Genomic DNA, 13364 nt, shown 5'->3' on the forward strand with positions numbered 1-13364 from the left:
CCCCTCAAAGGAGGGGCCGCTTTTGCAGGTCAATTGCACAGAAGTACTTGATCCTAGTTAAAAGTCCTGCCACCCACGATTTCCGTCGGTCCCGGTACCCAGCACTTCCTCTTCCACTGGCGCTTCTGCGGTATCCCATCCCGCTTCATCGCCGAAATCGCCATGGGCAGATGGGGCCGGGCTTTGCGAAGCCGGGGATTGAACGGCATCCTCCGCCTGAAAATGCCCCATCAACTCTGACAGCTTGCCAGCATCTGATTTCAGCATATGGCCCGCAGCTGTTGCCTGCTCTACCATGGCGGCGTTTTGCTGAGTGACCTTATCCAACTGGGTGACACCGATGTTGATTTCCCCAAGTCCGGTTGACTGGTCAACCGCCCCCTCAGCGATTTCAGAAACCTGACGCGAAATCTGGCTCACCTGGGTGACAATGCTCTGAAGAGCTTCGCCAGCCTTACCCACCAGATCAACACCACGCTCAACCTGCTTGGTACTGTCGCCAATCAGGGTCTTGATCTCCATCGCAGCGTCGGAAGAACGCTGTGCCAGGGCACGAACTTCCGAGGCAACAACCGCAAAGCCTCGCCCAGCTTCACCCGCACGGGCCGCTTCAACACCGGCATTCAACGCAAGGAGGTTTGTCTGGAAAGCAATGTCATCGATAACAGAGATGATCTGCGAAATGCTGGAGGAGCTTTGCTCAATCTCCGTCATTGCCGTAACAGCATTCTGCACCACCTGATCGCTGCTTTCGGCTTCCCGACGTGCGTCTTCCATGGTGTTTTCGACCCGGCGTGCGCCTTCGGCTGCGGATTTCACCGATGCAGTCAGCTCATCCAGAGCAGCTGCGGTCTGTTCCAATGTTGCGGCCTGGCTTTCGGTACGGTGAGAAAGATCGTCCGAAGCTTGGCTGATTTCCACCGCGCCGTTGCGAATGCTGCTCGAGGTCTCAATGACTTCACCCACGATCCTATTCAGAGTTGAAACCGTCTCGTTGAAGTCATGACGCAGCATCTCATAGTCTTCAGGGAAGGCCTCTTCGATCCGAACATTCAGACGGCCATGAGACAGCTCCGACAGGTGGCTGCTGAGTTCCTCGACAACACGTTTCAGCTCTGCATCGCGCCCCTCGGCTTTCTGCTTCTCCAGCTCTTGCATCTCAGCCAAAGCATCGCGGAACACCTCTAGCGCGCGCGCCATTTCACCCACTTCATCACCCCGTTCCTGACCCTGAATGTCGACAGCATTATTGCCATCCGCAAGGCCTTTCATCGAAACGGTGATCTTGTTGACTGCCCGCGCGATGCTTGTCCCAACGAGGAAAGCCACGATTGAACCCAAAAGAATAGCGGTCCCGATCGCAATGGGGATCATGTTTCGTGCTTGCTCAGAGATCGCGATATTGGCGGCCTGACGTTCTTGCATAAGGGTCTGCTCTTCGGCCTTGAAGGCTGTCATGAGACCACGGAACTCATCAAAATACTGTTTTCCACGTCCTTCGCGCACAAGATCAGCCATATCGTCCATTGTGCTGGCGTCACCGATCTCACGACGCATATCCAAAAGAGGTGTTACAGCGACATCACGCCACAGCTTGAATAGTTTTTGGATCTTTTGCAGGCGATTGACCTGGATCAATCGGTCGTTCACCGCTTCATTCAGTGACTTGTTCAAAACATCAAAGCGATCGTTGCCATCTTGAAGCCGCTTAAGGTAGGACTCATCGCCCGAAAGCAAATATCCGCGGACGCTGGAATCCATGCTGATCGCTGCGGTGAGCAGTTCCCTGGAATCCATGATGCTCTCATAGGCTTTTTCAACGGCAGCGAGCGAGCTGTTGATATAGTCGGGACCCGCAATCCCCGTCCGCACCAATGTGTTGAATACCTGGCGCCGGTCCGCGAGCAGGACCTCTTCCTCTTCGACAAACTTCAGGATCGCACCGTGAATGGTCTTGAAGAAGGTCTCACTCTTGGCTTCTTTGACCTCATCGGCCATGTCATTCATCGTCAAGGCGTCACCGATTTCACGGCGCAGCTCAATAGCACCCTCGGCAACATCAGTCTGCCAGCTCCGCAAGACGGTCTCGGCCTGCTGCAGTCTTTCTACCTGTGTTGGGTTGTCCGACACTGTTTGGCGCAGGTTCTCAAGCGCCTGGAAGGCGCGTTCGCTTCCTGCGGTATAAGGCTCTAGGTATTCCTCTTGTCCCGCCAGTAGATATCCACGCAAACCCGTTTCCATATCAACCGCAGAAGCGACGATGCCTTCTGAGGCTTGGAGAACCTTTTGAGTATGGTTCACCCAACCTGAAGTTTTCTCCATCTTCTGGAGGTCATAAATCGTCATCGTCCCAACACCGGCCACCAGCACCAGTGGGAATACTGCAGCCAAAATGACCTTGGTCTTTGTCTTCAAATTCGACAGCGAGAACCGCGGCCGTCTGGATTTCGTCTTCGTCGTCATATCTGCGCCCTGACATTTAAAGTCTCAGAGCGACATTCGGGAAGAAACCTTTCCAACTGATTATTTGTATTTGATGCACATCTTTAAAAATGGGGGAATTTGACGGATTTCCATCTCAAACCAGCGAATTCGCCGAAAAAAGTAGTTCAAATTAGAAATTTCCTAGAAACGAAAAAGGCCGCTCGTTTGAGCGGCCTTTCTCATACTATAGCGCTGAGCTCACTCTTCTTCGAGGGCTTCAACAGCTTTTTGCAGATCGTCTTTAGAGACTTCCTTTTCCTCAACCTTGGCTTGGTCGAAAAGGCTGTCGATCACTTTGTCTTCGAAGATCGGGGCACGCAGCTGCTGCTGCATCTGAGCGTTCTGCTGGATGAACTCAAAGAACTGACGCTCTTGACCAGGATACTGACGCGCCTGCGCCATGATCGCCTGGGTCATTTCTGCGTCGGTGACTTCGACTTCTGCTTTCTGGCCGATTTCGGCAAGCAGCAGGCCAAGGCGCACGCGACGCTCAGCCAGTTTGTTGTGCTCATCAGTGGTTTCGATTTCAGGGTGGTCATGGCCCTGCACGTCTGGGTTATCGTCATGCCACAGCTGGTGTGCAATCTGTTTAGCTTCTTCTTCAACCAGGGATGGTGGCAGGTCGAAGGAGACCAGATCATCCAGCTTGTCCAGCAATGCACGCTTCATAACCGCGCGAGATGCGCCGGCATATTCCGCTTCCAGACGCTCGGAAATCTGCCCTTTCAGGCCTTCCAGGTCTTCGGCACCAAACTTGGTCGCCAGCTCATCGTTGATCTCAGCCGCTTTCGGGGCTTTCACCTCTTTCACGGTGCAGGTGAAAACAGCTGCTTTACCGGCAAGATGCTCGGCCTGATACTCTTCCGGGAAGCTGACGTTCACGTCTTTTTCTTCACCGGCTTTGGTACCGACCAGCTGCTCTTCGAAACCGGGGATGAAGGAGTTGGACCCCAGGACCAGCGGGTAGTCATCGCCTGCGCCGCCTTCAAAGGCTTCGCCGTCAACTTTGCCCAGGAAGTCGATGACGACCTGGTCGCCATCTTCTGCTGCGGCACCTTCGTCACGCGCATCGAAATCCTTGGCGGTTTCCGCCAGGTTGTTCAGCGCCTCAGTGACGGCCTCGTCTTCGGCTTTCACAATAAGCTTTTCCAGTTCAACACCGGACAGATCGACCTCTGGAATTGTAGGCAGAGCCTCATAGGACATCTCGACGTTGACGTCGTCGCCCTCTTTCCAGTCTTCGTTGGTCATCTTAACATTTGGCTGCAGTGCAGGACGGTCGCCGCTGTCCTCAAAGTGCTTGTTCATAGCACCGTCGATGGCTTCCTGCATGGCTTCGCCCATCAAACGCTGGCCAAACTGCTTTTTCAGCAGAGCCATCGGCACCTTGCCCTTGCGGAAACCTTTCATTTCGACTTCCGGCTGTGCTTCTACCAGCTTTTCATTGACCTTGTCGTCCAGCTCTGCCGCAGTAACGGTAATGGCGTAGCCGCGTTTCAGACCTTCGTTCAGCGTCTCGGTGACCTGCATCCTATTCCCCATAGAGATTCGGGGCGCGCGCGCAGGCTCCGCCCCCAGACAATTTGAGGCCTTCTATTGCCGCTGGCTTCGCGGCGCAAGAGGCATTGCCATTTTCGCCCCGGCAAAGCTGCATTTCGCTGGGTTTTCCTTCCGATTTATCCGTTTCAGCCACACTCTTGGCTCTGCCCCCACCTCCGGCTTAGGACCAGAACTCCCAAACAAAGAAAAACACGCCCCTCTTTCGAAGGACGTGCTTCCCGTCATGAAAACCGAGGGAGGTGTTTTCAGAACTTCCAGCGCGCACCGGCCAAGATGACATTTGCATCCTGATATGTGGTTGCTGAGGTATCCGCGTAGGAATAGTCGCGATAGGCGAGATAGGTTTCCAGGTTGAGGCGGTCAATTTTCTGAACCGCCGCAATGCCCCAGGATTCCGAGGAGTCGCCAGTTGTGACCTGATCGGAGCCATCATAATAATCGACCGAGAAAGAGGTCGAACCTGCGGCGATCAGATCGGCTGTATAGCCAAGCTTGGCATAGGCATAGTTGCCCGCGATATCGCGGTCGCCTGCAGCCACGGCCAAGGAGATTCCGCTGTCCTTGTGCAGAACGGCAAAAGAGCCAGAGATGTCACGACGATCCTGCGTGCCGGTCTGCTCTGTCCAGGCTGCGCCAAGAGCAGCATCCACCGCAAAGGCACCCATTTCATCATTGGCGTAACGCACAGCGATGTCATAGGTTTCGCGATCGTTATTGGCGGCAAGAATATCGGTACCGTAAGAGGCCGAGAAGGTGAAACCTGCGTAGTTCTTGCTGTCATAGCGAATACGGCCCAGACGCGGACCATCGTATGTCGCAGAGACATCTCCCACGGTCACACCGGTCAGGGCGCCAGCGGAGTCGCGGAAGAAGAAACCACCGCCAATATCCGCGATCGAGGCATTCGCCCCCAGGCCTGTGCCGGAAAGATCCATACCAGTCACACCGTCAGACGCCATCGAACCTTGACCCGCGGAGAATGTGCCGAAGTTTGCGGTCTCGAACTGGAAGTCAACGTGGCGGATATTGGTCCGGCTCCAGCTGATCACATCGCCTTTGGTGTTCTGATTGGTGCCATCGGAAGAGCGGAAGCTGAAAGCGGTTTCAAAGTTGAACCGCAGGGTGTTTTGGCCAAAGGCTTGCTCCAACCAGAAGCCAACGCGCGAATTCGACGAGGAGTTGTCGACAACACGGTTGTAGTCTTCGACACCATCGTCGAAGGATTGGAAGGATGGGTTGAACTGGCCATACCAACGGAAGCTGCCACCGTTGTCATTGGTATAGGTCGGGCCTGCGAATGCAGGTGCAGCAACCAGGGCAACGGCCAGCGCCGCGCTGCTGCGCAGAGCGATTTTGGTGCTCATGGATCTGAGTCTCCTAATAGGTCTTTTACTGTCCAGCGTCCCTCCATCCCTGGAACCTGAACCTGTCATTTGGCTATCACTCAGAATTTTTGCTGCGCAGTCTTGAAATGCGTTCCAGGCAGACAGCCCGCAATGATTGGCCGAAAATGTGCCCCCGCTGCATCGAGAGGGAAGTTTTTCCTCATATTTTGCAGAGCCTTAAGTGAACCAGTTCACAGATCTCATGCGCTCAGGTCAAAGCAGCCCTGCATTTTTTGCATTCAAAAAAAGAATACTAGCTTTTTTGCGCGTCCACAGTCTGGGATTCGCACTCTGTCCAATCCGCATCCTCTACCGCAAGGCTACGCTGATCCTCCCCCACAGATGTGGACCGTCTCTTAAGTTTGGAAAAGGAGGTTAGAACCAATCCCCTTGTTCTGCCCTCCCGGTTGCTTTTCTTTTTTGGGGGGCGCAAGGGCGCATTTTGCCTCTCTGGGCCATTCTTCAGCGCAACCAGAGGGGTGTTACCGATGGCACTGAGTGGCGCTGCTTCGTTGTAGCTTCCCCACATTTACCGTTCTTTTGGTCGGACTTGGGGAGTGAAGCGGCAAAAACCGAACTTGGCACGCGCCGTTGCTGGGCCATCCGCCCCGCCTTTTCCAACCAGCCCCATGCGATAGAAAACCGAAACCCGACCATGGGCTCATGCGACATATTTCTGCAAAAGATCCCGCGCCGCGCCCCAAAACGCTCTGAGCCCGTCCAGCACAGGGACTGCGTCCCCTTCGGCCATCTCGATCTCAAGCAGGGCCTGCCGCAGATCGGTCAATCCCAAGACAGCAGCGGATCCAGCCAGCCTATGGGCTTCTTTGCGATGAGCCGTTTCCAATTGGTCGGTCCCTTCCAGATCATTCAACAGTAGGTCCAACTCGGCTTCAAAACCTTCGAGGTACCCCTTGGCACGCTCTGCTCCAAGGGCTTCAAAGAACTGGAGAATATCAGACCCGTCTTGATCTCCCTCGGGCGGGAGCACTGCTTTGGCAGTCTGATCTGCCTCTCCCCCTACACCTACCCTGGGTGTTTCCGGGTCATTTTCCAGTGTCGCTTTGACACCTGCAGTCGACCTTCGCGCAATAACGCTGGCCAGATCGTGGCGGCTGATCGGCTTTGTGGCAACCTCTGCAAAGCCCGCCCGGATGATCCGCGCATGATCCTCTGCGGCCGTATGAGCCGTCAGCGCAACAATCTCGGTTCCCTCAGCCAGTTTGCGTTTACGAATGCGGGTGATGGCTTCGATCCCATCGACTTCCGGCATGCTAATATCCATTAGGACCAGATCAAAGCTGTGTTCCGCGCAGGCTGCCACAGCCTCTGCTCCTCCCGGGGCCGTCGTTACCTCATGCCCTTGTTGCTCAAGCATTTGTTTCAGCAGTTCGCGATTGATGTCATTGTCTTCGACCACCAACACACGCGAAGCGCTGCTGACGGAGACATCGCCATTTTGGGCGGCCTCACCCAGCGTCGTCGCCGGTTGCAAAGGCAGCGTTATGATAAAAAGGCTCCCCTCCCCCAGTTCACTTTCACAGGTGATGCTCCCGCCCAGGGAATGCAGAATGCGCCGGGTGATCGCCAAACCGAGGCCTGTTCCTTCGCTTCCGCGACCATAGCTGGCATCAAGGGTTATGAAATCATCAAAAATCCGCTCCAGATCGTCGGGCGCAATGCCCTGCCCGGTATCAGAGACGTGGAATTCCACCATATCGGCACCATTGCCAGGCATTACATCCAGAATGATCGCGCCATCGCGGGTGAACTTAATTGCGTTGCCAATGAGATTGAGCAGCACCTGCTGCAAGGCACGCGGAGAGCCAGTGTAGCGCGTTGCCGCCTCATCCAGTGCATATTGCAGGATCAACTCATTCCCGTGAGAGCCTGCATTGGCGCTTTGACTATCAACAAGCCCCTCCAATAGGCCCTTGAGGTCAAAATCGGAAAGCTCCTGCGGCGCCATACCCGCTTCAAGGCTGGACAGCTGCAGAACATCATTCACATGGTGCAACAACAACTCGCCGGAGACGCGCATCGCATTCAGGTAGCGGCCCTGCTCTGTTGTTGGTCCAGTTCCCTCTAGCAGGTCGATAGCCCCAAGCACCCCAGTCAAAGGCGTTCGCATCTCATGGCTCATCACGGTCAACAGATCAGCCTTGGCACGCTCACCCGCCAAGGCGTCATCACGTGCCTTCAACAGCTCTTTCTCTGCTGCGATCCGGTCCGAAATATCACGAATGTAGCTGACAAAAACCGTACCAGAGCCGCTCTCACTCACCGAGAGGGCCATTTCGACGGGAAAAACCTCACCGGATTTGCGCATCGCTTCCAGCGGAATGCGCCCACGTCCAGCCACCCGGGTCTGACCGGTGCGCTTGAACCGGTTCATGCCCGCCCAATGCGCTTCACGCAGATGCGGCGGGATGATCAGCTCCTCCATCCGCTGCCCGATTGCCTCATCGCGCTCATAGCCAAAAATGGCCTCTGCGGCGCCATTGTAGGCCTGGATGCGCCCCTTTTTGTCAACAACCAGGATAGCATCCAAAGAAGAGGCAATCATCGCCCCCATACGAGAAGCCGCTTCCCTGCGTTCCTCTGCCAGTCTTCGCCCCCGCTTGTACATCCAGCCAAGCAGAAGTGCGGTAAACAGAAGCCCGCCAAACAGTGCGAGGACGACCTTGGCCAAACGTGACATGATCGAAAAAAGCTGCAGGCGCTTCTCTTCGGTGGCTTCGACCTGAAGAACCACACCGATCAGGGCCAGTTCCCTGGCGTCTTTGAGATTCTCATCCAGAACCTCTTTCAACCTATCCAGGTTGGCCAAGAGAGCGCTGTCGCCGACATCAATCAGGTCCACCATGACGTCGCGCCGGTTTTCCAGGCTGGCGAGCAGGTCACGGCTGCCGTTCCGCTCGCGCGCAACGGCAAACAGCGGACTTTCCAGAAAAGTAGCAATCCGGCTGTAGTAGATATCGAACTGGCGCCTGAGATGCGGAAGGTCCCTGGCGGATTCGACATTCATCACAGAGGCTTCAAGCTTCAGATGATCAACTTCAGCCTGGGACAGGGTCCACTGAATATTGTCGGTCGCCGCCGTCGAAAGAGCCTCCAACCGCTCCTTCAACTCATGCCCCATCCTCAAAGACTGGACAGTGAGAATGGGCAACAGGATCAAAGCCAGCAGTAACAAAAAGCCAGAAAGGCTGAACCAAGAGCGGCTCAGCCTCATTTTCCACTTTTGCTTGTCGGCCCCCAAAAATGGCCCCGTTAGTTGGCAGCGCCGACTATTCTAAGTCGGTCGAGCTGCCAAATGCTGCGGGAGTAAACTGTTTCGTTCTTGTAGCTCGCGGGATTTGAATCATAGGGATAAACCAGCCAAAGTGGCCCCTTATTTCGCAGAGACATCGCGCCACCGTTGCGGGTATAGGCGATGATTGGCCCCCCTGTCACAGCATCCGAGATGGGGATTTCGACCATGTAGTCGTTTACTGCCCGCGCTTCCAAGGTGCCCTCTTCAACACCAAACAAGGCCACAAGAGTTGCAAGTGGTACACCCGTAAAAACCTGGTTGCCTTCGGTCCAGATTGTCTCTGTCTCAAAGGTCTCCGCATCCAGCGCCCTGAGGTCGGCCAAGGTGAAACGACGGCTTTGATCTTCTGCGCCCGCAAGTTGAACTGTAAGAAGCACCTCTTCATTCACCGCCGCTGAGGCCGCACTGGCACTACCCGAGTCGCTGGAAACAGGGGAGGCAAGCAAAACAAAGCTCCCCAAGACAGCTGCAGATATCGATTTGATCCAGGTCTTCATTTATGTGCTCCTCAACTTACAGGTTAGGCCGACTGTAACCGCTTCCATCATTGCGCTAACTCCGGCTCATCCTGCCACAGGTTGGGCCATCACTCACCTGCGCCTCGGGATAGCGCCCTAACCTTTGGTATAGGAACGCTATGCCCACATTCAATTTAGGTCAGTTTCGCTAATTTCTAGTTACTAGTGCCATGCAGCAAAATTCCAGATACTAACCATTATTTTTCAGATGCTTAAGATCATTTCGATTGCTTTTAACTCTTCTTTTTCGGTGGAGGAGTATTAACTCAATTAGAGCGAAATCTTGATGGAATTTAAACACTTCCTGGCCTATTCTAGAATAATGTTGAGTTGAGTTAGAAAATAGCTTGGGGTTACATGCATATTCTATTGGCAGATGACCATGACATGGTCCGTGAAACGATCTCCGCCTATCTGGAAAGCGAAGGTGGTGCAGAAGTTGCCCTAGCAATTGACCTTGCCGGGGCATTGCAGTCCATTCGGCAAGATGGTCCCTTTGACCTAGTTCTCCTCGACTTTCAAATGCCTGGCATGAATGGGTTGACCGGGTTGATTCAGGCCATTTCCGCCAACAAAGGCGGGCGTGTGGCAATCCTCTCCGGCAGTGCGCCGGCCAAAACGGCACGCGAAGCTCTGGAAGCAGGCGCAATCGGTTTTATCCCCAAAACGATGGGCGCTCAGTCTCTTCTCAACGCTGTCCGTTTTATGAGTTCAGGTGAGGTCTATATGCCTGTTGAACTCATGCGCGAAGAGGAAGCTACTGATCACCCACTTGCCGAAAAGCTGAGCCCGCGGGAGCTGGAAGTATTGGAAAGCCTCTGCAAAGGGCTTTCAAACAAGGAAATCGCCCGCGAGCTGGATCTTCAGGAAGTGACGATCAAGCTTCACGTCCGTACTTTGTGCCGCAAATTGGATGCTAAGAACCGGACCCAAGCCGCATTGACCGCCAAAGAAGCCGGGTTGTTCTAATCAGACCAAACCCTACCAGCCTGACAAATTATCCTAGTCTTTTCTGTCTCTTGCACGTGATTGTGCAGGCAGGATTTTGACATCCGTGCTGTCAACAGCATCGGAATCCTGCAGCCACTCAGCTGCCCTGTGCCCCCAATCCAGCAGAGAAACACAGATATGGATAAGCGGCGTCAGCCAGAGCCCATGAAGCAGCAGCGACCGGCCTGATATGTCCCGCCCCAGCGTATAGAGACCCGTCAAAAACCGCGCCGTCACACCAACCGCAATCCAGGTCATCGCAAAGCCCCCTGACAGTCCTTCCCCGACCAAAAGCAACGCCGGAATCAGGAGCGTCATCAAAAAGGCCAGCCGCATATCCAGCACGCGCCACCAGATATACCCAGAAATCACCGCTGGCCCCAGGGAGAGAACCTGTATCGCTCTTTGCATGGTTTGTCCGGACCAGCGCCGAAGATGCAGGGCCAGCTCCAATAGGTTCAGTTGGCGCAGCAGGCTTATCGAATAGACGGTCACATCCGGCACAAACATCATCCTGCCTTTACTGCGCAGCAAATGGATCCAAGTAATTGAATCTGAAACCGAAAGCCGCAAGTGTTTGCTCGCGACCTTGGGAAACCGCAGGCTTTGCTCTTGCTGGCGAATAAACTCCTCATCCAAGACGCGCCGCGCCCGCAAAATGCGCAGCCGCCCGGACAGAGGCAGAAACCGGCCGGACAGAGATTGTGAGCACAGTTCCTGGTGCCGCCGCGCAAAGCGCAACCGCAACCAATCCCGCACCCATTTGGGGCCAAAACAAATGGCTTCCTGCCCAGTACCGACAAGTTGCAATTCCGGATCGAGCACAAAGAGCGGCAGGGTTTTGCGCAAGGCATCGGGACCGAGGATCGTATCATCATCCAGAAACAGGATCAGATCATCGGGCTCTGCCCCCCAGCGCCTTATTTCCCGCAGCACTTTCCCCATGGTGATGTAATGCCCACTCTGTTTGAGGCGGATGAAAACCAACTGCAGATCCAGCGCATCACCGTCAGCACGCGCGTCCTCAAAAAAGCCCGTCAGAATGGCCTCATCATAGGCGCTGGCGGTGCCATAGTAGACCGTGGTGGGTATTCCTTCTTCGCGGATTTGCTGGACCAGGGCAAAGATGGCACGGCGGGTAATCTCAGGCGCTTCGAAACAAGCCGTGATCTGAACATGGAGCCGCTGCGGGCGCCATCCTTGCTGCCACATAAGATCCGCACGGCGACGTACATCCGGCCAGACCACATTGCAAAACCGCCCTGCCCGATAGGCGCTCCAGATGCTCCAGCCATGCCGCCAGAGGAGGTAGCCCAACAGCACCAAGCCGACCCCATCAGCGGGTCCCCGCAACAAAGGCAAAATCCCCAAGACTAGCAGGCCCATCAGCAGGAAGGCGAAGAGCATTTGCCACATCTTCTGCGGCCACCGACTGCGGACAGAAGGGGCAGCTTCACGGGCCTGGATCGCCTTAATCTCTTTTTCCAGCTCCAGGCCATCCGCCGATTCAAAAAGCGGAAAACTCATAAACTAACCCCACCCTAACCAATGGCAGACCTCAGAGCCCTTCTACAACGCGGCGCCATCCCTGGCATAGAAACAGCGGTTCGGCGAAAGAGAGCGGGCTACAAAGGCGTCTTTACGCCAGATCATTATTATTACAAATCCACCAGCTCAGCCACAATAAGCCGCTTAAAACCAAGGCACCTTGTAGAAGCAACAACCTATAGGAGCGAAATCAGAGAAAGGCAGCCAGATCATACAATCAAGAGCTGCACGGGGCGCCGAGTAGCTGCGCCAAAAGGTATGAATCACCCTTGTCTAATCAATGCAGGTAAATGTGCATAGCCGCGAAAACGGACCCGACCGCCCCCCTTGCGACCGTCCAAAATCTGAAAACTTGGAAAGCGTTGCAGGAAGTGCTGCAGGGCAATCTGCCCTTCGAGACGGGCCAGACTGAGCCCAACACAGACATGCGGCCCACCGGCAAAAGCAAGGTGGCGATTAGGGATGCGCGTGATGTCGAACCGATCCGGTTCCGAAAACACCTCTGGATCGCGGTTGGCGGCGCCAATCATCAGATGCAGGTTCGTACCAGCCGCAATTGTCCTCCCACCGATTTCCACATCCGCTGTGACCTGTCTGTTCCCCAATTGATTGGGGGAGTGAAAGCGCAAAACCTCTTCGACAGCGGATTTGATCCTCTCCGGCCCGTCAAGCAAAGCCTGCTTCTGGTCCGGGTGGTCATGGAGCAGCGCCAGCCCGTTCCCGATCAAATTTGTCGTGGTCTCATGACCCGCGTTGAGAATGAAGATGCAGTTCTGGATCAACTCCAGTTCTGTCAGCCCCTCCTCACTCTGGCCTCCTTGCTCCTCTGCGATCAGACGCGTCAGAACATCAGTTTCCGGATCCCCAGGGTTGGCTCTGCGGCGATCGATCAGCCCCTTTAGATAAGCCGAGAATTCTCTCACAGCACGGTGCCCGCGTTCCAGCTCCGCCGCAGCCAAGCTTGGCTCCAGTGCGCCCAGAATAGCCAGGGACCAGTCCCGCAGCGGACCCCGTTCCTCCATCGGGACGTCCAACAGGTTTCCAATAATCTGGATCGGGATAATCGAGGCAAAATCAGCAATCAGATCGACCTCTTCGCGATCCTCCATGCGGTTCAGCAGATGGTCAACGGCCTGTACCAGACCCGGTTCCATCCGCGCAATGGCGCGTGGTGTCAGCGCCGAGGTCATGATCCGGCGCACACGGGTGTGCAGCGGCGGATCAGAAAATACCAGCGAGGTGGTATGATGGGTAAAGAGTGGAGATCCAGCGCCAAATTTCGGCGCAAAAACTTGCTTTTTGTCAGAGGAAAACAGCTGTGTATCCCGGTAGATCCGATCCAGATCCGCATGACGGCTGATCAAATAGGATCCATCCGGCTGCCGCAACACCGGAGCCTCACGCAGGAGCCGCTGATAAAAGGGAAAGGGATCCTCTGCAAACCCAGGCGGCAGATGGGCCAGATCGAGTTCGGCAATATCAAAAGTCGAAAATCCGGGGTTTGCACCCATCATGCCCTCTCCTCAACAACCCTATCTCACGCTCTGACAGTTCTGAAATCCA

General features: G+C 55.0%; 8 protein-coding genes. 1 reads left to right on the plus strand and 7 read right to left on the minus strand.

All coding sequences use genetic code 11. The annotated features are described in order from the left end of the window. Window positions 1-57 precede the first annotated feature (57 nt). The 5 genes from RSK20926_RS12165 to RSK20926_RS12185 form a co-directional block, all read right to left on the minus strand. A complete protein-coding gene (locus RSK20926_RS12165) occupies window positions 58-2463 on the minus strand; it encodes a CHASE3 domain-containing protein (RefSeq protein WP_232281889.1) in 2406 nt (801 codons plus the stop codon). Window positions 2464-2682: 219 nt separating this feature from the next. After that, window positions 2683-4014: a trigger factor gene (gene tig, locus RSK20926_RS12170; RefSeq protein WP_008207092.1), complete on the minus strand. Its 1332-nt coding sequence runs from the start codon at window positions 4012-4014 to the stop codon at window positions 2683-2685. Window positions 4015-4289: 275 nt separating this feature from the next. Further along, entirely contained in the window at window positions 4290-5408 is a 1119-nt protein-coding gene (locus tag RSK20926_RS12175; protein WP_008207094.1) for a porin, read from the minus strand. A gap of 682 nt (window positions 5409-6090) precedes the next feature. After that, window positions 6091-8571: a hybrid sensor histidine kinase/response regulator gene (locus tag RSK20926_RS12180; protein WP_232281890.1), complete on the minus strand. Its 2481-nt coding sequence runs from the start codon at window positions 8569-8571 to the stop codon at window positions 6091-6093. A 131-nt stretch (window positions 8572-8702) separates the two neighbouring features. Then, window positions 8703-9242, minus strand: coding sequence for a molybdopterin-dependent oxidoreductase (locus RSK20926_RS12185; protein WP_008207097.1), 540 nt, complete (start codon window positions 9240-9242; stop codon window positions 8703-8705). Between the two features lie 378 nt (window positions 9243-9620). Here RSK20926_RS12185 and RSK20926_RS12190 point away from each other — a divergent pair, with 378 nt between their 5' ends. Then, window positions 9621-10232: a response regulator gene (locus RSK20926_RS12190; protein WP_008207098.1), complete on the plus strand. Its 612-nt coding sequence runs from the start codon at window positions 9621-9623 to the stop codon at window positions 10230-10232. 33 nt (window positions 10233-10265) lie between these two features. On the opposite strand, the gene RSK20926_RS12195 is transcribed toward RSK20926_RS12190, so the two are convergent. Together RSK20926_RS12195 and RSK20926_RS12200 are read right to left on the minus strand one after the other, a co-directional pair. Further along, window positions 10266-11780 carry a glycosyltransferase gene (locus RSK20926_RS12195; RefSeq protein ID WP_008207099.1) on the minus strand — a complete coding sequence of 505 codons (1515 nt, stop codon included), beginning with the start codon at window positions 11778-11780 and terminating at the stop codon, window positions 10266-10268. A 284-nt stretch (window positions 11781-12064) separates the two neighbouring features. Then, window positions 12065-13315 carry a cytochrome P450 gene (locus RSK20926_RS12200; RefSeq protein ID WP_008207101.1) on the minus strand — a complete coding sequence of 417 codons (1251 nt, stop codon included), beginning with the start codon at window positions 13313-13315 and terminating at the stop codon, window positions 12065-12067. Window positions 13316-13364 lie beyond the last annotated feature (49 nt).

The organism is Roseobacter sp. SK209-2-6 (assembly GCF_000169455.1).
GTDB lineage: Bacteria > Pseudomonadota > Alphaproteobacteria > Rhodobacterales > Rhodobacteraceae > Pseudophaeobacter.